We start from the raw sequence: 26,162 nt of genomic DNA, 5'->3' as shown, positions 1-26,162 counted from the left end.
AATTTTTACTAGAGGTTATTTGCTTTAGATATTAGACTATGTAGCACTAAACTCTTGTTCCTCATCAGCTTGAATGCTGCGTAACTGATTCATTGGTTTATGTTTCATCTGATGTGAAACGGTAACTTGTCCAACTGAAATACTGTTAGCGGTGTTGTGGGGATGTAAGAGGAAAACATCACTTGCGATAATTACCGCAGTCAGAATGGTGTTTAGTTTAATTAAGCGTTTAAATTTCTTATTTTTCAATCAATTCTCCTAAATATTAGTCTTATCAGTATAACTGAAAGAAATATTTAAGGCAATTTAAGGGGACTTGTTAAGTGATACTTTATTCCAAATAATATTTGAGTTATTTAGATATTCGGTTTTCCCAAGATAAACTCCCTCACAAAAGATGGCAGTAGCAAAACCTTCTAGAAATTTTTCCTGATTAAATTTCTTTATTTCATAAACCGTCTTGAGAGAAAATAGTTGTGCTTTGATAATTATTTTTTCTCTAAGCTTGCGATTCAAGCTTTTAAATTCAGATGTTACATAAATTTCAATTTGATTGTTTTTTAAATAATTGATTTTTTTAATGAATTTTGACCAATTATCGGCAATATCTTTGCTAGATTTGAGCTTGGTTTTGTTACTAAGATTATCAGTGATAAGACCACGCTTGTTGTAGAGACGTTCGCTGATTACATAATTGATTCTTTTTAGACTGTTATAGGATTTGGTATGTTTGTTTTCCGAAATGCCCGTTGCCAAGACTGATAATGATGAAAAATTAGTTGTGATGGGAAAAATGGTGAGGGAAAGACTGAATATTATGATGCTTTTTAGAAATTTCTTTTTCATTACTAGGCTCCTAAATATTTGAACTTAGTATATCGAAAAACAAACTGTTGATGCTATTCTGATTTGGTATATTGAAAGATAAAAAATTGCTTAAATAGAATAATTAATAAAAAAAGATTAAAAAAGCGAATAGAAAATTTTTGATTTATAAACAATTTATATATAACTCATTGTTAATTTTAATTTGTAGCAAAAATAAATTAAAATTTGGGAGATTATTTTTTAAGTATGAAATCAAAAAGAAAAAACAACAAATTAACTCAAAAACAAAAGAATTACCGGGGCAAGAACCTTGCAATCGTTGCGGGATTGTCTTTGAGCGTGGGTCTAATATTAACGGGTGCCAAAGAACAAGAGGTTAAGGCACAAGTATTGGATAACAATATTTCAAATGTCGCTGAAAAAGCATCTGACATTGTAAATCAAGGTATTAATGGGACTAGTAATTGGACATTGTTTTCAAATGGAGAACTTCATATTGGAGCAGGGCAGTTGGATGCGGGGCAACTTACTTCAGAAAAGGATAAAGAATCTGGTCAAATTACCGGATTAAATGGGACCAATGCCTCACGAGTTAAAGTGATCGTTTTTGATGGTAAGGTATCTGCTGCCAGTGATTCTTCAGAATTATTTAAGGATCTTAAGGGTTTGCAAAGAATTGATCATATCGAGAACCTAGATGTAAGTAATGTTGAAAATATGGATAATATGTTTGCATCTGATGGTTCATTGAAGACAGTGGATTTATCGTCTTGGAATGTTTCAAAGGTTAATAGTATGGCTAATCTATTTGCCAATACTGGTTTAACTAGCGTTAATGTTGGTAGTTGGGATGTATCCAAGGTAACACGCATGGACAATATGTTTTTGAAAACGCATTTGAATTCGCTAGATCTTTCTAAATGGAATGTTGGAAATGTTACTAGCATGGATGGTATGTTTCTTGCTAGTCCATTAAAGCAATTGGATGTATCGCAATGGAATGTAGAAAATGTAACTGATATGGTATCCATGTTTTCCGAAACTAAGCTAAATACATTAGATCTTTCGGGATGGAAATGCGGTGAATTTTCCTTAACTTCAATGATGTTGGCATATTCACCTATTAATATTTTAAAGGTTTCAGATACAGTGAGTTTGCGAGGTGCTGGATTGAGAGCTGCATTGGCCGATGGTAAGAATCATGCGACTCATGTTGATCCGGATAAAACTTATGATCCAGATAATTGGCTAGAAGTCGGAAGTGGAACTATTGAAAAACCAGAAGGCAAGACTAAATTAGTAGCTGCGGATATTGAAAAAAATCATAATGTGGCTAATAAAAAAGCAGCAGTTTATGTAAGACAAGTTGCCAATAGTCCCATGACAACAACTATTATTTCTAATGTTGCCATTAAAACTAGTTTAGGAACTAAATTTATTAAAGATATTCAAGGAAAAGTTGGGGACGTATTGAAAGTTGATACACCTGATGTAGCTGGATATACAAAGGATAAATCACAAGTTGAAGTAACTGTTAATGAGAAGAGTATTACTGTAAACGATCCTGAGCATGCTGGATATGTGACTTATCAATTAAACAAGAAACCAGTTGCGCCAATAAAGCCGGTTAAACCTTCAAAACCGACACATACTTCTAAACCAAGTAAGGACAAAGAGAAACCAGCAGTTAATAATAATCAGGCTGTTATTAATAAAGTTGAGAGAAAGGTAGCAACTCACTCAAACTCAGGAATGGTCGCTTTATACAATAAGAAACATGAGAAAATGACGGACAGAGCATTGTCGGCTGGTTCAGATTGGTTTAGTGATCAAGAAATGATTCATGAGGGTCAGACATATTATCGAGTATCTACCAATGAATGGGTTCGTGCTGAAGATGTCTATGAATATTCAGCAAATGATAAAGTTATCAATACAAATACTGGAACTTTTAAAAAGTTAGTTGACTCACGTGGTGAGCTTGTAAAAGCACGTGGCTTAGCCCAAAATACTACCTGGAAAACAGATCGAATGGTTAAAATCAATGGTAAACAATATTACCGAGTATCAACCAATGAATTTATTTCAACAGATGATGTTAGTGAATAATAATTTAGTAATATATATTTATGTCATTTAATTTTTTATTATAATTAGCAATTAAAAAACATTCCTAACAGAAAATTTAGTTGGGAATGTTTTTTTAATGATATAAGGCAAATAATTTAAACATCATTATTATTCTGGTTTTCGGAATCTCGTTTAGATTTTAAATCAATTAAATCTTTTCGTAATTTGCGATTCTCTTTTTCAATTTTATCTAATTTTAGTAAGATCTTGTCCAACTTATCTTCACTTTTAACGGTACTTTCATGGGTAACATAATTAGTGATCGTACTAGTTAAGGTACCAATAAAACCAATTCCTACGACCATCAAAGAGATTGCGGCAGCACGTCCGACCAAAGTTTTCGGTGCTACATCACCATAACCAACCGTCGAAGCGGTAACGACAGCCCACCAAAATGAATTACTCAAGGAAACCCCTTCAGCCAATGAGTAGGTAATAGCCGCTGTGACCAAAACTATGCCGCAAATAATGATCAGGTAAATAAAACCATTGATTTTGAGGAACTTTTTGGCATTTTTTTGTAACTTACCAGCAGTTCCAATAAACCTGATCAAAGTGAATACCTTGGCAAAACGAATAACGTTGAAAACACGGAAAACTCGAAAGATATTAAAGGCTGTGCTCAAAGGTATGATAGCCAAAAGATCAACAATATTATGACGGAAAAATTGCATTTTATTTTTAGCCAGATATAGACGTCCAAAATAATCAAACATGAAAATAACTAGTGTTAAAATATCGATTTCAATATAAGGTGATCTGGAGACATCAAAACCAGGTAGGTAACTGAGTACCAAGATGATCATTGAAGCTAGTCCAGCAATGACAATGAGCATATAATAGCTATCTGAATGTATAAATTTATGAAATTTTTTCATTTTTAATCAATCCTAATTAATAGTCTTACTAATTTGTAATATAGCACTAACGGTTGTGTTAGGTACATTTACAACCATATTCTTTTTCTGGATAATTGAAAGTAATAACTGAAGGAGAAATTATATGCGACAATTCACACCTAATATTTCATCGAAGGCGATAAATCGGGAAACATTTAAAATCATTTTAATGTGGTTAATGGTTTTAGACCATATCGGCTACTTTATCTCACCATATTTGGCTGATGTTTTTCATCTTGTGACCAGAGTGGTGGCAGTTGGATTTGCTTACTTAGTGGTTGAAGGACTACATTACACCCACAGTCGAAAAAATTATCTAACTAGATTGATCGGTTGGGGGATTTTTATGGCAATCGGTAATTACCTTTTGAATTTATTTGTTTTACGAAAACAATATTCACTCTCAATCATAGGAGATAACATCTTTTTAACTTTAGCGTTAGGGTCGATTGTGATATGCCTGTGGGATAATCAGGTCAAAAGTTTTAAACTACGGCGAATATTAAAAATACTTTCATTGGCAATATTATTAATTAGTTTATTACCAATTTTAGAGGGAAGTTTTGTAGTTATTCCAGTGATGTTTATTACACAATTGACGCATGGTGATGTTAAAAAAAGAGATTTATGGTATTTGATTTTAGCAGTATTTCTAGCAATAGTTGAACTGCCATCTGCTTTGTCAGTTTCGGGTTCAACACCAGTGATGTTATTTGATAGTGTAGCCATGAGTGCTAGCGATATGTGTTTTATATTATTGATACCCATGTTACATTTTTATAATGGTAGGGTTGGTAAATATAGCATGCAACTAAAATACGTATTTTACATTTTTTATCCATTACATCTTTGGTTGATTCATTTGTTTGCTAACGGTATATAAAAAGGGCTCATCATGGCGATGAGTCCTTTATTGTTAAACTTTAGCTTTACGATAGCCAGCGTTGATGGCATCTTGTTCGGTATTAAAGTAAACCGTATGATAGGCCTTAATATTGTAGCCACGTTGACCAGGAACATGGTAAATCTTTGAATCAGAGTTACCAATAATACTGCCACTGTATGATGTGTCAGTAGTCGTGTTGTTATTGTTGTTATCAATATTTACAACTGGTGCTGAACCGGTATCATAAGTTGAAACATATTGATCACTACCAATTTGGTAATATGAGCCACCATTGATAGTTACTTGGTCATCAAAAGCGACCCAAGCAGAACGAGCAGGCAAGATGTTACCTGTTTTATTACCATTGGCGTCAAGGACAGCTGCTGACCAGTTACCGATGTAAATGGTAGTTTTAGTACGTGAAATATTTGAACCTGTACCATTAATTTGACTAAGCTCATCAGAACCAACCCATTCGTTTGTTGAAACACGATAGTAGGTTAGACCGTCAGCACCTTTGATAGATTTGTCATAGATCCAAGCGCTATTAGGACCTAAAGCACGAGAGGCTACCTGAGTAAAACTATTGCCATTTAATGAGAACAGGAAGGCCATTTTGCTTGTTGTCAAAGTACCTTTGTCGGCTAAATTCATAACTCCGGCAGTAGTAGTGTCAGCGCTAACAACTACTGGTGCAATGGAACCAACAAGTAACAAGGTTGATGCGATTAAACTAGAGATAATACTTTTTTTCACGATATTTCCCCCTATAACTAAATTACGTATTTTATACACTTTAATTATATCAGAATAGTCCTATTTTTAGGAAAATAAAAAAGCACCCCAGAATCAGGATACTTAAAGATTTGCTAGACTGTATTCATTACCAGCCTGATCCAGCATTTCTTGCCAAGATGAGAATGTAGTGGAGTCCTTAACTTGCTGTTCCCAAATCGCAATTGGTAATCTTTCCAAGGCGTTTTTGCTAGTAACCCCGAGTGCCTTGAAAAAATCTTCAATACAGAAAAATTGTGTATTTTTCTCCATAAAACGATTGGAAAAATAATGAGTAAATTGAATCTCTTTTAAATTAGTTCTAATACGACATTCTCGTTCAATGAGCTCTAATCTGTGTTTTGTTTGCATAATAACTAATCCCCTAAAAAAGTCATCTACTACTCATTATTAAGTATAACAACAATTTGAACTTCTTAATAGCTTATGGTTACCATATTTTTCCTTAACTTGGTAAAATCTGTATAAAGGATATAAATAGGAGGTATAGTGATGTATAAAAAAATCTTAGTAGCTATTGATGGTAGCAAGAGCGCTTATAATGCATTAGATTCAGCAGTGGATCTAGCCAAACAGTTTAATTCAGAGATTTATTTAGTATCAGTAGTTAATACCGCTAATTTACCAATGAACGTCGGAGTGTCATATGCACCAGGATTGACTAGAGATCTGGAAGATAGTGCCGAAAAGGATCTTCAGAAGGCTTCTGAAATCGTAAAGAAAGCTGGATTGTCTAGTACCGTTAAATTATTGAATGGGGAACCTCGTGAACAATTAACCCGGTTCCCAGAAGAAAATGGGATTGATTTGATTGTAATGGGCAAGACCGGTACCAGTGCCTTTACACGGGTATTTGTAGGCTCTGTTACCAGGTATGTTTCTGAACATACTAGTATTAATATTTTGATTGTGGTTTAAATAAAAAAGAATCTTTCATGATTATTTCTTTAAGATAATTATGGAAGATTCTTTTTGTCCTTATAGAATGGATAAAATGTCATGTAGAAGAAGTGATTTTAATGACTTATAATATAATGGTATATACATATTAATATCAAATAGAAATATTGTGAGTTATAATACAATGATGCAGATAAATATTTGTTATAACAAATTTTGATCATACAAATAAGCTTTTCCCGGAGGAATCTATATGAAAGAGGCGCCAAAATATGTGGTTGTTGCCAATCGTCTAAGACAGCAAATATTGGAGAAAGAATATCAAATAAACGACCAACTTCCACAAGAGACGGTGATTGCCTCATCCTTAAATGTTAGTCGTATCACAGTTCGAAAGGCTCTGGATATTCTTGTTAATGAGGGCCTTATCTATCGAATACAGGGTTCGGGGACATTTGTTAAAGACAATAAACCAGGCGAATTAATTGATGATAAACAGTCTCTTGAAATATTTGATTTTAATGAATATCAGGTTAAGTTATTAAACTTTGGGGTTAGTAAACCGGATGATAAAGTTATGAATCAAATGAATATAAATCAATTTGACTTAACATATGAGATCGAACGGTTGATTATGAAGGGTAAAGAGACGATTGCTTTACAAAACATATTCATGCCTGTAAAGATTATTCAAGGTATGAGAATGGATTCATTAATGGGTTCTATATATGATTTTATTAATAAGGAATTAGATTTAGAAATAGGTAGTGCTATCAGGACTATCTCTTGTGAAATGGCCAATGAAGATACATCAGAAGTAATGTCTTTAAAGGGACCGGAACCACTCTTAACAATTGAACAAAGATCATTTTTAAAGAATGGACAAATATTTGAATATGCTTATACATATATTAGATCATCACAGTATTCATTGCATGAATCTATTTAAAGGTCATTAACTACAAGTTGATGGCTATTTTTTTCGGAAAAATATTTGTTATAACAAATTATAAAATTGTATTGACTTTAAAAGTATATGCTTTTATACTGAAAGCGTTAACAAATAAGAGAGGGGATTTATATTATGGCACAGTTAAAAATTGCGATATTTTGTAGCGGGGGTTTTTCAACGAGTTTAATAGGATCAAAAATGCAGAAGGTTTATGACGCTGCAGATAGGGATGTAAAAGTTGATGCTTATGATTTTGGCATGGTCGACGAAGTTGGAGATGATGTTGATGTTATTCTCTTAGCACCACAGATTGGTTGGGCATTTGATCAAACGAAAGCAGGACATCCAAATACCAAAGTTATTCTATTAACTATGCAACAATTTGGAAGTATGGATGGACAAGTGTTAGTAGATTTATTGGACGAAAAGGGGATTGGCTAAGATGAGTAAGAAAGAAAAGGGCCAAGGCTGGCAGAAATTTCAAGGCGAGTTTACCAAAACAGCTGGTAAAATTGCTGCCAATAAATTGTTATTAACGCTTCGTGATTCGTTTATTATTGTTGCAGCAACATCAATGATTGCTGGATTTGCAATTATGCTCCAAAATGTTTTCGTTGATCCAACCAATGGCTTGATTTTTGGTAAACAAGGTTTGGGATTAGGTCGATTGATCAGTGGTTCATGGACTGCCTGGCAAGCTTCAGGTTTGTTCAATGGGCTAACCACTACTGGTAATCTGATTGGGCTTATCTCAAACGGTTCGTTAAATACATTTGCGGTATTATTGGTAGTTATTTTCTCACATACATTTTCACGTAAGTATTTTCCCAAGAGTAAGGAACATATGACATCCGTTCTTTATGCTTTAGGTGCCTTCTTCATCTGTATGCCTTGGAAATTCCAATACACTCCAGACGGAGCTAAGAAACCAATCGATGTTTTAAATTATATGGATACAACATTCTTTGGTACCAAAGGTGTTTTCGCCGCTTTACTAATTAGTGGTTTTGCAGTTTGGATCTATAACAAGGTTTTAGAGAAGAACTTTACGATTAAAATGCCAGATTCAGTACCACCTGCTGTTGCACGTAGTTTTGAGTCATTGATTCCTGGTGTTATTACTATGGGCGTTTTCATTATTTTGACAGGTATCAGTACAACCTTTACTGGTGAAACTATGCCAGAACTATTATTGACAGCTTTACAGAAACCAGCTTTAGCAATTTCGGGTACCGGATTATTCGCTTTCGTATCTCAGATTACTTGGAGTTTACTTCAGTGGTTCGGTATACATCCAACATCAATTTGGGGACCAATCTTTGGCTTAACTTGGAACATCAATGATACCCAAAATATGTTGGGTCAAGCACATCATATCTATTCAACATTATTCATGAACTTTTCAACTATTGCCGCTGGATCATGTTCAGTATCACCAGTTCTAGCATTAATTCTATTTTCAAAAAGAGCTGCGGCTAAAAAAGTATCAAAAATTGCTTTAATGCCAGCTATCTTTAATATTTCAGAGCCTGTAACCTTTGGTCTACCAATTATTTTGAACCCTTTGTACTTTATTCCATGGTTAGTTGCACAACCATTGGCCTTCTATATTGGAATATTTTTTACTAGAATTGGTTTTATCGGGCCTATCGTTAATAATGTTCCATGGACAGTTCCAACATTGCTTTCTGGATTACTTTATACAGGATCAATTAAGGGTTTAATTGTTCAGGCAGTTATCGTTGTTGTAACTACTGCAATTTACTATCCATTTGTTCGTATGGACAACAAGCTGAATCCTGATGTTTCTGTTAAAGATGCAGATATGGAAGCAGCTCATAAAAATGCAGAAAAAGATGTTGAAATCGAACCTGCTTAAGGAGATAAAATAAATTGGATGAAGAACAATTAAAACGCGCAATGGATCTTATTTCTGTTGCTGGTACAGCCAAGTCAAAAAGTATTGAAGTCATGACTCAAGCTGAAGGTGGAGATACTGATAAGGCAGAGGAAACTTTAAAAGATGCGCGGAAGTTATTGCATCAAGCACATAATATTCAAACAAAATGGATGACTGATGAAATGAATGGTGAGAAAGTTGAAAAAACTATCATGTTGATTCATTCTCAAGATCATTTTATGTCAGCCGATATTATGATGACTGTCGCTGAAAAAGTTATTAATCTACATAAAGAAATTAATGAATTAAAAGCTCAGGGAAAAGTAAATGGCTAGTTTGAAGTTGGATGGAATCTACACTGACCAGATGGTAGTACCAGTTAATAAATTGTTTAAAATTAGTGGTCAGGCAATTAGCAATTCCATAGTAAGTCTAGAAATTTATAACCAAAATCATTCCACAATTGCGTCAGAAAATGGTTCATGGATGATTGAGGTTGACCCATTACCAGCAAAAATTGAAACGAATTTAAAAATTAATAATCAAAATGAAAATATTGATATTAAAAATGTTCGTACTGGAATGGTCTTATTACTCACTGGACAATCAAATATTGAATTCAAATTTAGAGATGACAGTGAATATCAAGAACAAATTGAATCAGTGGATTTTGATAATGTATATTTTTACAATGTTCCCCAATTGGAATATCAGGATGATGAACTTACTTTACCAGAAGATCTAGAGACATCAGTATGGGAAGTTGCTGATAAAACAACACTTTGGAAAATGTCTGATATTGGTTATTGGATGGTAAAAAAATTACATGAATTAAATCCAAATCAAGTTATCGGAGTTATTGATTGCTATAAGGGTGGTACATCAGCTTCATCGTGGGTATCGGAAGAAGTTCTTCAAAATGATCAAAACTTGATTTCTAAATATATCAAGCCATTTGAGAAGGCTACTACTGGAAAAATTCAATCTGATTATGACCGAGAATTTACTGAATATAATAATTTGGTAGTTAAACACAACAGTGATTTATCAAAGTTTATGAAAGAAAACCCTAAGATTTCTTTGAGCGATGCCAAAGATCATGTTGGTCATACGCCTTGGCCACCACCAATGACACCAACATCTTATTTACGACCAAATGGTCTTTATCATACGATGATTGAAAAAGTGAAAAATTATTCATTTGATAAAGTCATTTGGTATCAAGGAGAAAACGATGCTGGAAATCCTAATTTATATGGCAAATTGTTGGAGGGTTTAATTAAAGGTTGGCGAAAATTATTTAATGATCGTTCATTACCATTTTATGTAATTCAATTACCAGGTTATGTCGATGAACCAAAGGATGCCTGGGCAATTATTAGACAACATCAATTAGAAGTTTCTGAAGAACTTAATGATGTGCATTTGATTTCAATATCAGATACCGGTGAAAAACACAACATTCACCCGACACACAAGCGGATTGCGGGAACAAGAATCGGTGAGATTGTTTCTGATATCAGATATGATGCCAGTCCAACCGTCTATAATTATCAAAGTATTGATAACAAGATATATTTGTTTGTAAACAAAGTAAGCGCTTTAGTACAAAGAGGAAAAGTTGAATTTGATGTTAATGTGAATGGATTGTGGATTACTAGGGAAGTCATGATAGAGGGACACATGTTAATTTTGAATAAAACTGAGGGTATTCAAAAAATTAGATATGCCTTTACAAATTATCCTAGATGTTCAGTATTTAATGAATTTGGTGCACCATTAGCACCATTTGAAATGGAAATAGGGTGAAAAAATGAGTAATCTAGGTTTGATAGATATTGGTGGTACATCCATAAAATTTGCTGTAATGAAAGATAACGAACTTAAAAAAATGGAGCCTGTTAAGACTCCTAAAACAATTGAAGAATTCTATGGTGATCTAACTAAAAAAGTTCAACAAATGAAATTTGAATACCAAATCGTTGGTGTGGGAATAAGTTCACCAGGAGCAGTCAATAAAAAAAGTGGTGTGATTGAAGGAGCCTCTGCAATCCCGTATATTCATAACTTTGAAATTCAACAAGAACTTGTTAAGCGATTTGAATTACCAGTAAGTATTGAGAATGATGCAAATTGTGCAGCTTTAGCGGAATTGGATTCTGGTGCCGGTAAGAACGTTGATAGCCTGTTGTTTTTAATTATAGGAACTGGTGTCGGCGGATCTGTAATTATTAATCATAAGATTTGGCATGGAGCTCATTTATTTGGTGGGGAATTTGGATTCACACTTAGTGATAATGAAAAGACTTTGAGCAATTTGGGCACTTCAGTTGGAGTTGCGGAAAGATATAATCTTAATTCCAGTCCAGTAACCAATTATTCGGGTAAAGAAGTCTTCGATCTGGCCGCAAAAGGTGATTCACGAGCCCAAAAGGAAATTCGAACGATGTATTATGCTCTGGCAAAGGGAATTTATAATTTACAGTATAGTTTTGATCCAGAGCTAATTGTTTTAGGCGGAGCCGTATCGAATAATCCGGATTTAATTCCTAATATTGATACAGAAATTAAACAAATTAGAGATATTGTCAAAATTGCTTCGATTGAACCTAAGGTGGTTCCATGTAAGTTTACCGATGAAGCTAACCTAAGAGGTGCAGCTGTAGATTTTATCCAAACATATTCAGTTGACTAATTGAAATAATAAAAGGTGGTCTTATCTCAATTTTAATGGGATAAGACCATCTTTAGAATAAGGGAGTAATTTAAAAATGTTAGAATTTCCAAAGGATTTTGCATGGGGAGCAGCAACTTCTGGACCACAATCAGAGGGGAATTTTCATAAACCTAATCAAAATGTATTTGATTACTGGTTTGAGAAGAATCCTGAAGAATTTTATGACGGTGTTGGTCCTGATACGGCATCGAATTTTTATAATGATTATAGAAAGGATATTCCATTGATGGCTTCAGCTGGAATCAAAGCCTTGAGAACTTCCATTCAATGGACTCGTTTAATAAAAAACTTAGATACAGGAGAAGTTGATCCTGATGGTGTAACTTTCTATAATAATGTTATTAATTGTTTAATTGAGAACGGTATAACACCATATATAAATTTATTTCATTTTGATTTACCGATAAAATTATATCAAGAATATGGTGGTTGGCAATCTAAGCATGTTACGGATCTCTTTGCCGATTATGCGGCCCAATGTTTTGAATTGTTTGGAGACCGAGTTAAAAATTGGTTTACTTTTAATGAGCCCAAGGTGATTTTGGATGGGGAATATTTATATCAATTCCATTATCCATTATTGGTTGATGGACCCGCCGCCGTTCAAGTAGCTTATAATTTGAATTTAGCTTCAGCCAAAGCAATTTCCAAATTTAAAATATGGAAAAAAGAAAATAATTCCAATGCTACGATTGGTACAATTCTCAATTTGACTCCAGCATATCCCGCAACCAATGATCCAGAAGATGTTAAGGCCGCAACGTTTGCAACCATGTGGGATGACAATATGTTTTTGGATCCTGCAGTGTTAGGACATTTCCCCGCATATTTGGAGAAAATTCTTACTGATGCTGGTGTCATTTGGGAAAGTACACCTGAGGAATTACAAATTATTAAGGACAATACAGTTGATGTATTGGGTGTCAATTTTTACCATCCTGAACGAGTTCAACGACCAAGTGTTTCTGCTAAGAGTTTGCAAGATTGGATGCCAGATATTTATTTTGATAACTATGAAATGCCAGGCAGAGTGATGAATGTTGATAAGGGATGGGAAATTTATCCAGAAACACTCTACGATATTGCGGTTAATATTCGTGATAATTATGGAAATATTCCTTGGTTTGTTTCAGAAAATGGAATGGGTGTGTCTCGGGAGGAACGCTTTATGAAGGATGGTGAAATACAAGATGATTACAGAATTAAATTTATCAAAGATCATCTAATTGAACTTCACAAGGGAATTGAAGCGGGATCAAACTGTCATGGGTATTTTGTGTGGACGGCCATTGACTGTTGGTCATGGAAGAATGCTTATCGTAATCGATATGGATTGATTCGTGATGATATTCATACACAAAATAAAGCTCTAAAGAAATCCGGTCATTGGTATGCAAAAATTAGTTCTGATAATGGATTTGAAATTTAATTAAGGGTAATGATAAGTATTCGTAATAATTAACTTAAATAATTGTTTTTATTATAGAACAGAAAGTACTCATGAAATATGAGAAATTTTCTGTTTTATTTTTATGAATTCAATTTTTGAATATCGTTTTAAATGAAATCGTTACCAAAAACCATTGACATTAAATAAATGGGCTTGTATTATACAGATATGGAAACGATTTCACGATGTGAAAGGAGGTATAAATTTGGCAACTATTTCAGATGTAGCAAAATTAGCAGGATTATCAGTTTCAACCGTTTCAAGAGTAATTAATGATAGTCCACATGTTTCAGAGAAAAAAAGAAATTCCGTTAAATCTGCAATGGAACGATTAGGTTATGTACCACTTCCAGCCGCACGACAATTACGCGGATCAAAAACTAATACCATGGCAGTAACCATTCCGAGAATTGTTAATCCATTCTTTTCCTATTTGGTTGATGCAATTGAACAAAAATTAGATGAAGCTGGATATAGTACGTTGATTGTTCAAACGTTTAGTAAAGCGGAAGAAGAACTGACAGCTTTGAATTTATTAAAAAATCAACAAGTTGATGGAGTAATTCTTTGTTCATTAGAGAATACTTGGTCGATAATTAGTGATTATTGTAAATATGGGAAAATAATTCTGGTTAATGAATATTTAAAAGATGTTCACGTACCAATCGTTAGAGCCGATCAATACGACGGTTTTTATAAAGCCACGAATTTTTTATTTGATGAAGGATATAGCAAAATTGCTTATGCGACTGGTCGTAAGTCGATTACGATTATGGAAAAAGAAGCCAATTTTGATGCCGATCGTTTTGCAGGTTTTCAGGATTCATTGAGTGAACATAAATTAGGATTAAATCATGATTGGTTATTTACCAATGCTCATACCGCTGAAGATGGTAAAAATATTTTTAAAATGATTATGGCTTTAGATAATAAGCCTGATGTCATTATTGCCGGTAGTGATGAGGTGGCAATGGGAATTACTCAAGAGGCTGAGGAGCAAAAGGTTAAGGTTCCGAAGCAATTAGGTGTTTTGGGTGTTGATGACCAACCAGTTTCGGCTAACTTGCGAATTCCATTAACTACTATTAGGCAACCAGTTAATGAAATGGGACAAAAAGCCGCTGAAACTATGCTTCATCTAATGAGTGGAGAGTCAGTTCCAAAGGTTCAAATATGTAAATTGAAAATAATTAAAAGAGCATCTGCATAGACGGCTCTTTTTAAAAAAGAAAATTTGGTATCGATACCAAATATGGAGGATTTTATTATGACAGTAGTTTTAGCAAGAATAGATCAACGTTTAATTCATGGATTGATTGTTAACCAATGGGCTCAATCATTGAAAGTAAAGCGTTTTATGGTAATTGACGATGAATTAAGTACAAACGAATCAATTAAAGCAAGCATGAGGATGTCAAAACCAGCAGGTACTGGAATGTCAATCATTGATACCCAGAAGGCCATCACTAATTTTAATGCTGGTAAATATGATGATCAACGTGTCTTTGTTTTAGTAAAAGAACCTGAAACATTAATTAAGTTAATTGATGGTGGAGTCAAGATTCCTAAGATTGATTTGGGTATTATTTTTAATGAAAACGGTCGTAAACCTGTTTCTAAGTTTGTTGCTTTAGATGATAAGGAACGTCAAGACTTACAAACTATTCAAGAAAAAGGTATTCCATTAATTATTCAATATGTTCCAACAGATAACGAAGAAGAGTTTAAAGCCTAAAGGAGATCATGAATCATGACAGGAATAAATCTTATTCAAGATATACTTATTATTATTTTAGCGGCCTATATGACAGTTGATCAAAATGGACTTGTCATCATGTCTTGGTTCCCAGTTATCGTCGGAACTATTACCGGGATTATTATGGGTGATTTAACCACTGCTTTAACGATTGCTGGTACTTTCCAATTAATGATGTTGGGAGTTGCAGCCTTAGGTGGAGCTTCAGCACCTAACTATGGCTTAGCAACAATTGTTGGTATTTTTGTTGCCGTGAGAACTGGAACAGGTATTAAATCGGCAATTGCTGTTGGTTTGCCAGTTGGTTTATTGGCTATTCAATTAGAAGTGGTTGCTCGAATCATTGTTAACTTCTTAGCACACAGAATGTTAACAGATGTTAAGAATCATGATTTTAAAAAGATGCAACGTGAAGCATGGTGGGGGCCAGCGCTATTCAGTTTACAAACTGGATTACCTGCAATTCTAATTGTGTTTTTCGGACCAGATGTAGTTAAATTTATTTTGACGGTTGTACCTAGTTGGGTAACTGATGGTTTGACGGTTGCTGGAGGAATGTTACCAGTTGTCGGTGTCGGAATGTTGTTAAGATATATGCCCGTTAAGAAGTTCTTGAGTTACATTATTGTTGGATTTGTACTAGCAGCCTATTTAAAGGTCGGCGTTCTAGGTGTAGCGTTGATTGGATTTGCTGCGGCTTATTGGTACTTTATTAGTGAATCAAAGAAAGTCACTTCGGCCGCTACAAATACAAACGCAGTAAGTGAAGATGAAGGAGACGATTATGATGAGTGATGAAAAAATTAAATTAACTAAAAAGGATCGTCGTCATGCCGCTGTCCGTTACAATTTCATGGCATGTAATATCTTTAATTATGAATCACAAATGGGACCCGCTGTGGCATGGGCCTTGGCACCTGCTCTAAGAAAAATTTACCCTAATGATGATGAATATGAAATGGCACTTGAGAACCATTTTAATTACTATAATTCCACGACTGTTATGTCATCGTTGATTCTAGGTGCTTCATTAGCAATGGAAGAGCGTGATGGAATCGGTGCTAAAGATGCTGTTCAATCATTGAAGACCAGTTTGATGGGCCCAATGGCTGGTGTTGGTGATACTTTAGTTTGGGTTTTATGGCCAACAATTATGGGTTCTATTTCTGGATACATGGCTTTACAGGGAAATCCCTTAGGAGCAATTGTTTGGTTGATTGCTAATATCGTTTTCTGGTTTGTAAAACTCAAGATGTTTGATGTTGGATTCACCTCAGGAACAAAATTGATCACTTCATTGGGTGAGAGATTAAATATCTTCACTGAGTCAGCTTCAATCGTTGGATTGAGTGTCGTCGGTGCTTTAGTAGCTACTGTTGTTAAAATTTCTATGCCAGTTATTTTCCAATTTGGAAAAGTTAAATTGAATTTACAAACTGGTGTTTTTGATAAGATCATGCCGGCGCTTTTGCCAGCTTTATTAACACTATTGATTTATAAATTATTAGGTAATAAAAAATGGACTCCAACACGAATTATTCTATTAGTTATTGGAATTTCTTTAGTAGGTACATTCTTTGGAATCTTTAAAGCATAGAGGAGCATAACAATGACACGTAAAATTATTTTGGCATCACATCATAAATTAGCTACTGGATTAGCAGATACCTTGAACTTTATTTCTAATAATGCGGCTGACGTAACTGATTTATCAGCGTATATGGATAATCAACCAGTTGATAAGCAAGTTAAAGAGTTAATGGGTGGTATTGCACCGGACATAGAGGTTATTATTTTAACTGATATGTTAGCAGGAAGTGTTAACCAACAATTTTTTAATTATCGTGAACGTCCACATACACATATTATTAGTGGAATGAATTTACCGTTAGCTCTAGCTATTGCGCTTGAACCTCAAGATCACGAAATATCTTCGAAGAGAATAGAAGAGTTAGTCGAAGAAGCTAAAGATGCCATTGTATATGTGAATGAAATGAAAGTAGAAGTGGATGACGATGATGAATGATATAGAGTGGTGGCGTAATAGTGTAGTTTACCAAGTTTATCCAAAAAGTTTTAATGATAGTAATGATGATGGAATTGGAGATATTTCTGGTATTACTGAGAAATTAGATTATTTACAAAAATTTGGTATCGATATCATATGGCTGAATCCAATTTATAAATCACCACAAGTTGATAATGGTTATGATATTAGTAATTATCGAGAAATTGATCCTAGTTTTGGAACTATGGCAGATTTTCAAAAATTATTAGATGAAACACATAAGAGGCATATGCGCTTGATTCTAGATTTAGTTGTTAACCATACTTCAGATGAGCATCCTTGGTTTAAAGCAGCCAAAAGTAGTAAAGATGATCCACACCATAATTATTATATTTGGAAAGATGGTGATGGCAAGAAGTTACCTAACAATTGGGGTTCATCCTTTGGTGGGTCGACTTGGGAATATATTGATAAACTTGGTCAATATTATTTACATTTATTTGCTAAGCAACAGCCTGATTTGAATTGGGATAATCCTAAAGTACGTCAGGAAGTTTATGATATCATGCGCTTTTGGTTGGAAAAAGGTGTAGATGGGTTCAGAATGGACGTCATTAGTTTATTCTCGAAAGATCCAGCATATCCAGACGGTCCAGTTATTCAGAATAAAGCTTATGGCAGTTACTATAAGGGAGCCGCCAATGGTCCTAAAATTCATGATTATTTGCAAGAAATGAATTCGCAGGTTTTGAGTCACTATGATATTGTGACGGTTGGTGAAACACCGCATACAAGTGTTGATGAAGCCGTCAAATACACCGATGCAAATCGTCATGAATTGAATATGGTCTTTCATTTTGATCACATGCACCTTGATTATGATGAGAATGGAAAATTTTCAACAAAGAGATTTAAATTGTCAGAGCTTAAAGAAGTTTTTACTAAATGGCAAAATGGAATGGCCGAACATAATGGTTGGAACAGTCTATATTGGAGTAATCATGATCAGGCCCGTCCAGTTACTAGATTTGGTGCAGATGATACTAAATGGCGCGAGCAATCAGCCAAAATGTTAGGGACAATTTTACATATGCAACAGGGAACACCGTTTATTTTTCAAGGTGAAGAACTAGGTATGACCAATGCCAAATTTAATTCAATTGATGATTATTCAGATATTGAAACTAAGAATATTTATAATGATTTTATGAATAATAAAAAACTTGGTTTGAAATATACGATGAAATCAATTTATTTAAAATCGCGTGATAATGCTAGAACACCTATGCCATGGTCAGATGGTGTAAATGCTGGTTTTACTAAAGGAACACCGTGGATCAAGTTGAATCCCAATTATCAAGAAATTAATGTGAAAAATACGCTAGCAGATTCTAACTCGACCTTTTATTATTATCAGAAATTGATTAAATTAAGACATGAATTACCAATTATTACGAATGGTAAGTATGTTATATTAGATAAAAATAATGAGCAGACATATTCATATCTACGTGAAAATGATAAACAAATTTTGTTTGTTACAGGAAACTTTACTGACAAAGAACAAACCGTTGAATTGCCAAAGCAGGTGAGAAATAAAGACGGTAAATTGGTTATTAGTAATTTTGAAAAAGAATTTAAAACGACTGATAAAGTTGTTTTGCCAGCCTATGGATCTTCAGTTTATTTGTATAAAAAATAAATAAAATCGCATAATTTAAATAATTATGCGATTTTTTGGTATATATGTTATTAGTAATAATGATTAATAAAATATATTGTTGACAAAAATGGTGAAAGGGATTACATTTTAGTTGCGCAAACGTTTGCTTTAATTAAATATATGAATATGAGGATAATTTATTTTGGACAATTGGTGGAAAAATTCAGTAGTTTATCAAGTATACCCAGCTAGCTATCAGGACAGTAATGGTGATGGAATTGGTGATTTACCTGGGATTACAAAGAGATTAGATTATATAAAAAAATTAGGTGTTGATATTGTTTGGCTAAGTCCAATTTATAAATCACCTCAAGTTGATAATGGTTATGATATTTCTGACTATCGTGCAATTAATCCTGATTTTGGAAATATGGAGGATTTTGACAAGTTATTGGAAAAGGCTCATGACCTAGGATTGAAAATTATGATGGATCTAGTGGTTAATCACACATCAGATGAGAACAAGTGGTTTGAAGAGTCACGTAAAGGGAAAGATAATCCATATCGTGATTATTATATTTGGAGAGATGGTAAAGATGGTCAGGCACCTAATAATTGGGGTTCATTTTTTACTGGTCCAGCTTGGAAATATGATCAAGATTCAGGACAATATTATTTGCATTTATTTGCTCCACAACAACCTGATTTAAATTGGGAAAATCCTAATGTTCGCCATACAGTTTATGACATGATGAATTGGTGGGCTGATAAAGGTGTTGATGGTTTCCGAATGGATGTTATCAGTTATATTTCTAAACCGGAAGGTTTACCCGATGCCATTAAGTCTAAAGATGAACAATATGGGAATCCCGAAGCATTAGTTGCTAATGGAAAACGTGAGCATGAATTTCTTCAAGAAATGAATAAAAATGTTATGAGTAAGCATCAGATGGTTACCGTTGGTGAAGCCCCAGCGGTGACAACTGAAGAAGCTGAAAAGTATTCTAATTTAAATGGTAATGAGCTCAATATGGTCTTTCAATTTGAACATATGGGACTAGATGGTAGTAAGAATCCAGCACTTGGACGTTGGTCCAATCGTAAAGCCTTGTTATCAGATATTCGTGAGAATTTGACTAAGTGGCAATTAGCTCTGTATGGAAAAGCTTGGAATTCACTTTATTGGAATAATCACGATCAACCACGTGTCGTATCAAGGTTTGGCGATGATTCCACTGAAGAATATCGAGTTTTAAGTGCTAAGATGTTGGCTACTATGTTACATTTTCAGCAAGGAACGCCATATATTTTTGAAGGTGAAGAAATCGGTATGACGAATGCCTATTTCAAGAAGTTAAGTGATTATGTTGATTTGGATTCTATTAATTCATACCATCAATTAGTTGATGAACAAGACCTATTAGATGCACCTACAATGTTGAAATATTTAGGGATGCACAGTCGTGACAATGCTCGGACACCAATGCAATGGGATGCAACTGAAAATGCAGGTTTCTCAACTGGATCGACTTGGGAAAAGATGAACCAGAATTATAAAGAAATTAATGTATCTAAAGCATTAGACGATCCTAATTCTATTTTTTATTATTATCAAGAGCTTATTCGTCTACGTCATCAATTGCCAGTTATTACCGATGGTAAATATGAGTTAGTAGAGAGAAATGAAGATGATCCTAAAGTTTATGCTTATACAAGAAGAGACAAAGAAACAACTTTATTAGTTATCCTTAACTACACAAAGGAAAACTTAGAACGTAATTATTCGGTACCAGAAAATGCCAAATTATTGATTAGCAATTATAAGGATGATCAAGATGATAGGCTGCGTCCATATGAAGCTAAAGTTTATCAGTATTAGTAAGATGTAGTAGAAGGGGAGTTCTAATATGTTAAAAGCTTCAGATGATAAGTCGCTCGATAAAACGACCAAATTAAAGAAAAAAGAAAAATCATTTGGTTTTGATAATTCATTACCAAATTTACCAATGAAAACAATTTTTGCTATGACCTTTGGTTGCATCGGTGTCAATATGGCCTTTACATTACAAGGTTCGCAAATGAGTCGGATTACTCAAACAATTGGTGTTAACCCTAATAATTTGGGTTGGTTCTTTTTATTGCCACCATTGTTGGGAATGTTTGTTCAGCCTCTATTAGGTAAATATTCAGATAGCACTTGGAATCGTTGGGGACGTAGAATTCCTTACTTGATTGTGGGAGCTCCAATTACAGTTATTGTTATGATTATGTTGCCGTTTACTGGTTCGTTTGGGTTTGGGTATGGATCCATAACGGCATTGGTTTATGCTGCGATTGCAATTGCTCTAATGGATTTATTTAGCAATGTTTGTTTGGCACCGTATAAAATGTTAGCTGGAGATATGGTTAATGAAGATCAAAAGAATTTGGCTTGGTCTTGGCAACAAATTTTCAGTTATGCCGGTGGTATCTTAGCCGCATTACTTCCATTTATTCTTACGAAATTAGGTATGGCGAATACTGCCGCAAAGGGTAAAGTTCCCTCAACTGTTATTTGGGCTTACTTAATTGGTGCCGGTGTATTATTAATTACTAGTTTAATTACTATTTTTAATGTTAAAGAATATGATCCAAAGACGTATGCTAATTATCACAAGTTAGATTCTACTAAAAAAACGGAAACTCCTAGTTTGTGGAAATTACTCAAAAAAGCTCCGAGAGCTTTCTGGGAACTATCAGTTGTTCAATTATTCAGTTGGATTGGTATTATGTATACTTGGACTTATGCAACAGGTGCGATGGCCAATAATATTTGGAATACAACAAATCCAATGTCAGCTGGTTTCCAAGCCGCTGGTAATTGGTATGGTGTTATGACAGCTTTTTATAGTGTGGCCGCTTTGATTTGGGGATTGTTTTATGCTAAAACAAAAGCTAATCAACGTAAATTATGGTATTCAGTAGGGTTATTCGCTGATGCTATCAGTATCGTTATTGTCGCTACAACACATAGTCAATGGATTGCATTATTTGCTTTTGCTTTATATGGTATCGGTAATTTTACAATTAATACCTTACCATTTACTATGTTAACTACTTCGTTAGATGGTAAGAACAATGGTTCATATTTGGGATTATTTAATATAGCAGTTTGTTTACCACAAATCATTGGATCATTAGCCAGTTTTATTATTTTCCCAATGGTTGGTAATAGCCAAAGTATGATGATGATCATTGGATTTGTTGCAATGGTTATTGGTGGCTTTTCAGTTGCAATTATTCATGAAGGTAAATAAATATAATTATGAATGGCTTTTCTATACCTACAAAGAAAGGTAAAATTGTAATATAAAGTAATTAAGAGGAGACGGAAGAATGTCAGCAACGATTAAAGATATAGCCAAAAAGGTTGGGGTAGCACCTTCAACCGTTTCCCGAGTACTAGCTAATAAATCAAAATATTATAATTTGGAAACTGCCGAAAAAGTAAAAAGGGCTGCACAAGAATTAGGTTATAAAAAAAATCAGGCAGCTGTGGAACTAGTTAAACAACATAGTAATGTTATTGCTGCAGTGGTCAGTTCCGTTAAGACTAACTTTGCTGGGGAAATATTAGATGGCATTAAAGATGAAGCATCAAGACATGGGTATGATTTAATTATTGTTTACTCTAATAGTGCTGATTCAAAAGAACAGGAACGGGCTCTTTTGACAGTCATTGAAAGACCGGTTTTAGGTGTACTGTTGTTATCTATTGCATTGAGTGAAAATAATTTAAACTTATTAAAGGATTCAGAAATCCCATATTGCTTTTTGTCTATGGGATTTGATGATAATCGACCATTTGTTAGTTCAGATGATATTGAAATCGGTTATAAGGCTACCAAGTTATTAATCGAAAATGGTCATCGGAATATTGGACTGGCTGGAATTGATATGTATCCATATACAGGTAGGCTAAGGTTAGATGGTTACAAAAAGGCTTTACAAGAAATAGATGTAGATCCCAAGGACTCGTGGATTCAGTCTGGTGATTACAGTTATATTTCAGGTGAAAATGCAATGTCAAATTATGGTAAAAATACTGAATTGACTGGGATAGTTTGTGTCAGCGATATGGTGGCAATAGGTGTTCTAAATCAAGCAAGAAACTTTGGCTTTAAAGTGCCAGATGATTTGTCGATAGTGAGCATTGATGGAACCGAAATGTGTAAAATAGTTCAGCCACAATTAACTAGTATTTCACAGGATTTTTATAAAATGGGTATTAAAGGTGTTCAACAGATTACTGATAATATTGGTGATAAAAATCAACAATTCGTTTCGATACATATTGAAGAACGTGAAAGTGTGAAATTTATTAAATAAAAACATCTCAAGAATTAATGAAAGATTCTAAAGTGCAACACAAAAGTTAGACAAAGCAAGCTTTTTTAGTTGCTAGGGCATGTTTCCTGTATTTGAGGGAGGCATGCTTTTTATTTTTCGAGATTTGTTGATTGTTAAATTGATCGAAATGATCTATTGATATTTTTTTGAATTCTATAATATTCTTACAAGTAGAGAATTCGTTAAGTGTATCTAAGATCAACTTTCTATCGGAATCGTCGCTTACTTAATTTTTATTGGCTTCGTCAGCAATTGCAGATACATAGGCCTATTTCTTATCCGTCAAACGAATTTATATAGCGTTCGTATTCCAATAGTTTCTTTATGCGATGGATATTTTTATTTTTTATGAACGGTTATAAATATTTGCTTGAAAAAGTCTAAGCCATTTCTTAATTGTTTTACAATTTTATCTCGTTATATGAATTTTAGAGAATTTGTCTTGTAAGTGACGACAATTGTAAATTAAATGTCTGCAATACTTAATTTCTTCGTCAATTATTAATGTTTCGATTTTTATATTTATTTACGTAATTCTTTATTCGGTTATGTTCATCATGATAGGCAGCTTTCTTAAAATCAACAAACTAGAAGTGGATTTTGATATATATTCACCGACAGTCTTGGTTTTTGATTCTTGACCATATAAAAAGTGCTTCATAGCTGTTAGATTTCTTGTCTAACAATTATGAAGCACTTTATCTTTAGAGAATGCTGAAAGGGTCCTTTTCTATATATTTCCAGATTCAAAAAAGAAAATAATCGTTTTTTTTGTAAAACTGGAATCCCATATTCTAGTAAATATTTCAAGGAATCTTCAGTTTATTCAAAATGGTTAAATTAATGTACAACTATATACGAAAATAAACGAATTGTGAATGTTTTATTAATTTGTAATTAAATCGTGTATATAAAGATATAAATGAATATGTCCATTGCAATGGACATAAGTCAAATGGTACCGCTTCCTAAACCGGATATAATGAATTTGTAAAGGAGATGAATAGAATGACTTCTGCAGATAAACAGCGAGATTTGATTTTTTATCTATTAGACAATGATAGTTATGTCACAAGTAATGAAATAGCAGATACATTGAACATTTCAACTAAAACTGTTTACAGAATCATTTCTAAAATCAATAAGGAATCTAATAAACAGGTTATATATTCCCATCGTGGATTGGGATATAAAGTTATGAATGTAGATATGCTAAGAAGTATGAGCAATTCAGAAAAGGATATGCAAAGTATTTCTCCAGTTGAGAGAAGAAATCGGGTTTTAAAGAGGCTTTTACTAAGTTCACCTAGATTTATCCAGGAAGAGAGCCTTTGGGAAGAATATTATGTTGGAGATTCAGTCAGAACACTAGATAAAAAAGTGATGAGAACTATATTATTAAAATTCAATTTGAAATTAGAGACAACGAACAACGGGTATAAAATTACTGGAAACGAATTATCCATTAGAAATGCTTTGAAAGACCTAGTAAATGACAAAAATATAGTGGATTTAACACAGATTGTGGATAATAAAAACTTCAAACAAAAATATGATGTGAATTTTGTTACCAGGCAAATTGAATTTATTGAGGATCGTTTGGGAATAAAGATTCCTTACCCATATAATATTAATCTCTTTACACATTTATACATTCTTCTTAGCCGATATAGAGAGAGTAAAACTGCATTAAAGAAGATTATTGTGAAGAGAAATATTGAGACAGATGATCAGTTATTGAATATCAGTAAAGAAGTTATTCAGAATATCTCAATCTATTTAGGTATAAATATTGATAATAAAGAAATTTATTACGTTTATGAATACTTATCGTCATCGAGCTTTAATGGACAGAATATTTTAAAAACAGAACCTGATGATGAAGTTATAAATATTACTAAAAGTTTAGTATCGGAAGTATACAGGCGTTTGGGAGTTAAAAACTATGACCATGAAATCATTTCAGATAAATTGGAAAAACATATCAGACCACTTCTGAATAGGTTAAAGAATAATATCAAAATAAATAATAATCTTTTGGAACAAATTAAACTAGAGTATGGAGATATTTTAGATGCCGTGGCTAAGGGAACTAGTGTAATTCAACAAGAATATCATCTAAACAATATTGATGAAAATGAAGCAGGATATATTACCTTATATTTTGCTCAAGATATTGAAGAGAACCGAAGGAAAGTAAATGCATTGATCATGTGTGCTACAGGAATAGGAACATCTCAATTATTGAAAACGAAGGTGCATAATTCATTCCCAGAAATAAAAATTGTAGATGTGATTGGAACAAATGAATTAAATGGATTGGATATATCAAAAGTGGATTTAATAATATCAACAATTGTACCCAACAAGCCAGTGAAAGTTCCAATAGTATTGGTAAGCTCACTCTTTACGGAAAAGGATAAGTCACTCCTTCATAAGAGGATAAAGGAGATAATAAATTAATGAAAAGTATTGTTAATGAAAGGTTTTGTACTTTAAATGCCAATAATATTACTTCACTTAATAAAGAAGTCTACAAAATCGTAAACTTTATCGAGCCTACTTTGAAATCTGATGAGATTCAAAGATTAATAGATAAACGTAATCAATTGGGTGACGGTTTGGTTAATGATGATTCTTTGATCATCCATGTAATAAGTAAAAAGGTTTTGGACAATATTGCAATTTATGGTTATTTGAGAAAAACAATTTATTGGAATTCAGAATTTACTAATATATCTGTAAATTTAAAAAAAATTGTAATATTGGTAGTCAATCCGAATTTGAAAAAAGGAGAACTTATTAATTTAGAAGCATTCATAAATAATGAAAAAATAAACAATGTTAAAAAACTAGTTATGGGGTGATA

General features: G+C 33.4%; 26 protein-coding genes. 21 read left to right on the top strand and 5 right to left on the bottom strand.

The window, feature by feature from the left end:
- Positions 1–36: 36 nt before the first annotated feature.
- Positions 37–249: a hypothetical protein gene (locus IV57_RS00865; protein WP_057879596.1), complete on the bottom strand. Its 213-nt coding sequence runs from the start codon at positions 247–249 to the stop codon at positions 37–39.
- 57 nt (positions 250–306) lie between these two features.
- Positions 307–846, bottom strand: coding sequence for a hypothetical protein (locus tag IV57_RS00860; protein WP_057879595.1), 540 nt, complete (start codon positions 844–846; stop codon positions 307–309).
- A gap of 228 nt (positions 847–1,074) precedes the next feature.
- Between IV57_RS00860 and IV57_RS00855 the strand changes: the two genes are divergently transcribed.
- The gene (locus IV57_RS00855) at positions 1,075–2,937 is read left to right on the top strand and encodes a BspA family leucine-rich repeat surface protein (protein ID WP_057879594.1); all 1,863 of its coding nucleotides are present in this window, start codon (positions 1,075–1,077) and stop codon (positions 2,935–2,937) included.
- A gap of 116 nt (positions 2,938–3,053) precedes the next feature.
- Here the strand turns inward: IV57_RS00855 and IV57_RS00850 are convergent, their stop codons facing one another.
- Entirely contained in the window at positions 3,054–3,836 is a 783-nt protein-coding gene (locus IV57_RS00850) for a potassium channel family protein (protein WP_057879593.1), read from the bottom strand.
- 124 nt (positions 3,837–3,960) lie between these two features.
- Between IV57_RS00850 and IV57_RS00845 the strand changes: the two genes are divergently transcribed.
- Complete coding sequence (locus tag IV57_RS00845) at positions 3,961–4,740, top strand: TraX family protein (protein WP_057879592.1); 780 nt, start codon at positions 3,961–3,963, stop codon at positions 4,738–4,740.
- Between the two features lie 33 nt (positions 4,741–4,773).
- On the opposite strand, the gene IV57_RS00840 is transcribed toward IV57_RS00845, so the two are convergent.
- Both IV57_RS00840 and IV57_RS00835 read right to left on the bottom strand, forming a co-directional pair.
- A complete protein-coding gene (locus tag IV57_RS00840) occupies positions 4,774–5,499 on the bottom strand; it encodes an SLAP domain-containing protein (protein ID WP_057879591.1) in 726 nt (241 codons plus the stop codon).
- 102 nt (positions 5,500–5,601) lie between these two features.
- Positions 5,602–5,889 carry a hypothetical protein gene (locus tag IV57_RS00835; RefSeq protein WP_057879590.1) on the bottom strand — a complete coding sequence of 96 codons (288 nt, stop codon included), beginning with the start codon at positions 5,887–5,889 and terminating at the stop codon, positions 5,602–5,604.
- Positions 5,890–6,030: 141 nt separating this feature from the next.
- Between IV57_RS00835 and IV57_RS00830 the strand changes: the two genes are divergently transcribed.
- From IV57_RS00830 to IV57_RS00740, 19 genes are all read left to right on the top strand, one after another.
- Complete coding sequence (locus IV57_RS00830) at positions 6,031–6,456, top strand: universal stress protein (RefSeq protein WP_057879589.1); 426 nt, start codon at positions 6,031–6,033, stop codon at positions 6,454–6,456.
- 235 nt (positions 6,457–6,691) lie between these two features.
- Complete coding sequence (locus tag IV57_RS00825; RefSeq protein WP_057879588.1) at positions 6,692–7,387, top strand: GntR family transcriptional regulator; 696 nt, start codon at positions 6,692–6,694, stop codon at positions 7,385–7,387.
- Between the two features lie 135 nt (positions 7,388–7,522).
- Positions 7,523–7,831: a PTS sugar transporter subunit IIB gene (locus IV57_RS00820; RefSeq protein WP_057879587.1), complete on the top strand. Its 309-nt coding sequence runs from the start codon at positions 7,523–7,525 to the stop codon at positions 7,829–7,831.
- A gap of 1 nt (position 7,832) precedes the next feature.
- Complete coding sequence (locus IV57_RS00815; RefSeq protein WP_057879586.1) at positions 7,833–9,269, top strand: PTS sugar transporter subunit IIC; 1,437 nt, start codon at positions 7,833–7,835, stop codon at positions 9,267–9,269.
- Between the two features lie 14 nt (positions 9,270–9,283).
- A complete protein-coding gene (locus tag IV57_RS00810; RefSeq protein ID WP_057879585.1) occupies positions 9,284–9,625 on the top strand; it encodes a PTS lactose/cellobiose transporter subunit IIA in 342 nt (113 codons plus the stop codon).
- A complete protein-coding gene (locus IV57_RS00805) occupies positions 9,618–11,099 on the top strand; it encodes a sialate O-acetylesterase (protein ID WP_057879584.1) in 1,482 nt (493 codons plus the stop codon). Before IV57_RS00810 ends, IV57_RS00805 begins: the two co-directional genes overlap by 8 nt.
- A gap of 4 nt (positions 11,100–11,103) precedes the next feature.
- Positions 11,104–11,985 (top strand): ROK family protein, encoded by an 882-nt coding sequence (locus IV57_RS00800; RefSeq protein WP_057879583.1) that lies wholly within the window; start codon positions 11,104–11,106, stop codon positions 11,983–11,985.
- A 76-nt stretch (positions 11,986–12,061) separates the two neighbouring features.
- A complete protein-coding gene (locus IV57_RS00795; protein WP_057879582.1) occupies positions 12,062–13,456 on the top strand; it encodes a glycoside hydrolase family 1 protein in 1,395 nt (464 codons plus the stop codon).
- Positions 13,457–13,682: 226 nt separating this feature from the next.
- The gene (locus IV57_RS00790; protein WP_057879581.1) at positions 13,683–14,687 is read left to right on the top strand and encodes a LacI family DNA-binding transcriptional regulator; all 1,005 of its coding nucleotides are present in this window, start codon (positions 13,683–13,685) and stop codon (positions 14,685–14,687) included.
- Positions 14,688–14,744: 57 nt separating this feature from the next.
- Positions 14,745–15,212 (top strand): PTS sugar transporter subunit IIB, encoded by a 468-nt coding sequence (locus tag IV57_RS00785; protein WP_057879580.1) that lies wholly within the window; start codon positions 14,745–14,747, stop codon positions 15,210–15,212.
- Between the two features lie 15 nt (positions 15,213–15,227).
- Entirely contained in the window at positions 15,228–16,028 is an 801-nt protein-coding gene (locus IV57_RS00780) for a PTS mannose/fructose/sorbose/N-acetylgalactosamine transporter subunit IIC (RefSeq protein WP_057879579.1), read from the top strand.
- A complete protein-coding gene (locus IV57_RS00775) occupies positions 16,021–16,830 on the top strand; it encodes a PTS system mannose/fructose/sorbose family transporter subunit IID (protein WP_201782890.1) in 810 nt (269 codons plus the stop codon). The genes IV57_RS00780 and IV57_RS00775 overlap by 8 nt, the downstream gene beginning before the upstream one ends.
- 12 nt (positions 16,831–16,842) lie before the next feature.
- Complete coding sequence (locus tag IV57_RS00770) at positions 16,843–17,259, top strand: PTS sugar transporter subunit IIA (RefSeq protein ID WP_057879577.1); 417 nt, start codon at positions 16,843–16,845, stop codon at positions 17,257–17,259.
- Entirely contained in the window at positions 17,252–18,943 is a 1,692-nt protein-coding gene (locus IV57_RS00765; protein WP_157051874.1) for a glycoside hydrolase family 13 protein, read from the top strand. The genes IV57_RS00770 and IV57_RS00765 overlap by 8 nt, the downstream gene beginning before the upstream one ends.
- A 163-nt stretch (positions 18,944–19,106) precedes the next feature.
- A complete protein-coding gene (locus IV57_RS00760; protein ID WP_057879575.1) occupies positions 19,107–20,783 on the top strand; it encodes a glycoside hydrolase family 13 protein in 1,677 nt (558 codons plus the stop codon).
- A gap of 127 nt (positions 20,784–20,910) precedes the next feature.
- Positions 20,911–22,200: an SLC45 family MFS transporter gene (locus IV57_RS00755; RefSeq protein ID WP_420806313.1), complete on the top strand. Its 1,290-nt coding sequence runs from the start codon at positions 20,911–20,913 to the stop codon at positions 22,198–22,200.
- Positions 22,201–22,279: 79 nt separating this feature from the next.
- Complete coding sequence (locus IV57_RS00750) at positions 22,280–23,272, top strand: LacI family DNA-binding transcriptional regulator (protein WP_057879573.1); 993 nt, start codon at positions 22,280–22,282, stop codon at positions 23,270–23,272.
- A 1,029-nt stretch (positions 23,273–24,301) separates the two neighbouring features.
- A complete protein-coding gene (locus IV57_RS00745) occupies positions 24,302–25,756 on the top strand; it encodes a BglG family transcription antiterminator (RefSeq protein ID WP_057879572.1) in 1,455 nt (484 codons plus the stop codon).
- Complete coding sequence (locus IV57_RS00740; RefSeq protein WP_057879571.1) at positions 25,756–26,160, top strand: hypothetical protein; 405 nt, start codon at positions 25,756–25,758, stop codon at positions 26,158–26,160. The genes IV57_RS00745 and IV57_RS00740 overlap by 1 nt, the downstream gene beginning before the upstream one ends.
- The last annotated feature ends 2 nt before the right edge of the window (positions 26,161–26,162 follow it).

It is taken from the genome of Companilactobacillus kimchiensis, from assembly GCF_001438805.1.
In the GTDB taxonomy this organism is placed as follows: Bacteria; Bacillota; Bacilli; order Lactobacillales; family Lactobacillaceae; genus Companilactobacillus; species Companilactobacillus kimchiensis.
Note: the sequence above shows the minus strand (reverse complement) of the source record. Positions and strands in the feature narration are given on the sequence as shown.

What these genes read in the sequence shown, in the direction of transcription:
- IV57_RS00860 (WP_057879595.1), bottom strand. Translation starts at nt 846, where the DNA reads ATGAAAAAGAAATTTCTAAAAAGCATCATAATATTCAGTCTTTCCCTC.
- IV57_RS00855 (WP_057879594.1), top strand. Translation starts at nt 1,075, where the DNA reads ATGAAATCAAAAAGAAAAAACAACAAATTAACTCAAAAACAAAAGAAT.
- IV57_RS00850 (WP_057879593.1), bottom strand. Translation starts at nt 3,836, where the DNA reads ATGAAAAAATTTCATAAATTTATACATTCAGATAGCTATTATATGCTC.
- IV57_RS00845 (WP_057879592.1), top strand. Translation starts at nt 3,961, where the DNA reads ATGCGACAATTCACACCTAATATTTCATCGAAGGCGATAAATCGGGAA.
- IV57_RS00835 (WP_057879590.1), bottom strand. Translation starts at nt 5,889, where the DNA reads ATGCAAACAAAACACAGATTAGAGCTCATTGAACGAGAATGTCGTATT.
- IV57_RS00830 (WP_057879589.1), top strand. Translation starts at nt 6,031, where the DNA reads ATGTATAAAAAAATCTTAGTAGCTATTGATGGTAGCAAGAGCGCTTAT.
- IV57_RS00825 (WP_057879588.1), top strand. Translation starts at nt 6,692, where the DNA reads ATGAAAGAGGCGCCAAAATATGTGGTTGTTGCCAATCGTCTAAGACAG.
- IV57_RS00820 (WP_057879587.1), top strand. Translation starts at nt 7,523, where the DNA reads ATGGCACAGTTAAAAATTGCGATATTTTGTAGCGGGGGTTTTTCAACG.
- IV57_RS00815 (WP_057879586.1), top strand. Translation starts at nt 7,833, where the DNA reads ATGAGTAAGAAAGAAAAGGGCCAAGGCTGGCAGAAATTTCAAGGCGAG.
- IV57_RS00805 (WP_057879584.1), top strand. Translation starts at nt 9,618, where the DNA reads ATGGCTAGTTTGAAGTTGGATGGAATCTACACTGACCAGATGGTAGTA.
- IV57_RS00800 (WP_057879583.1), top strand. Translation starts at nt 11,104, where the DNA reads ATGAGTAATCTAGGTTTGATAGATATTGGTGGTACATCCATAAAATTT.
- IV57_RS00795 (WP_057879582.1), top strand. Translation starts at nt 12,062, where the DNA reads ATGTTAGAATTTCCAAAGGATTTTGCATGGGGAGCAGCAACTTCTGGA.
- IV57_RS00785 (WP_057879580.1), top strand. Translation starts at nt 14,745, where the DNA reads ATGACAGTAGTTTTAGCAAGAATAGATCAACGTTTAATTCATGGATTG.
- IV57_RS00780 (WP_057879579.1), top strand. Translation starts at nt 15,228, where the DNA reads ATGACAGGAATAAATCTTATTCAAGATATACTTATTATTATTTTAGCG.
- IV57_RS00775 (WP_201782890.1), top strand. Translation starts at nt 16,021, where the DNA reads ATGAGTGATGAAAAAATTAAATTAACTAAAAAGGATCGTCGTCATGCC.
- IV57_RS00770 (WP_057879577.1), top strand. Translation starts at nt 16,843, where the DNA reads ATGACACGTAAAATTATTTTGGCATCACATCATAAATTAGCTACTGGA.
- IV57_RS00765 (WP_157051874.1), top strand. Translation starts at nt 17,252, where the DNA reads ATGAATGATATAGAGTGGTGGCGTAATAGTGTAGTTTACCAAGTTTAT.
- IV57_RS00755 (WP_420806313.1), top strand. Translation starts at nt 20,911, where the DNA reads ATGAAAACAATTTTTGCTATGACCTTTGGTTGCATCGGTGTCAATATG.
- IV57_RS00750 (WP_057879573.1), top strand. Translation starts at nt 22,280, where the DNA reads ATGTCAGCAACGATTAAAGATATAGCCAAAAAGGTTGGGGTAGCACCT.
- IV57_RS00745 (WP_057879572.1), top strand. Translation starts at nt 24,302, where the DNA reads ATGACTTCTGCAGATAAACAGCGAGATTTGATTTTTTATCTATTAGAC.
- IV57_RS00740 (WP_057879571.1), top strand. Translation starts at nt 25,756, where the DNA reads ATGAAAAGTATTGTTAATGAAAGGTTTTGTACTTTAAATGCCAATAAT.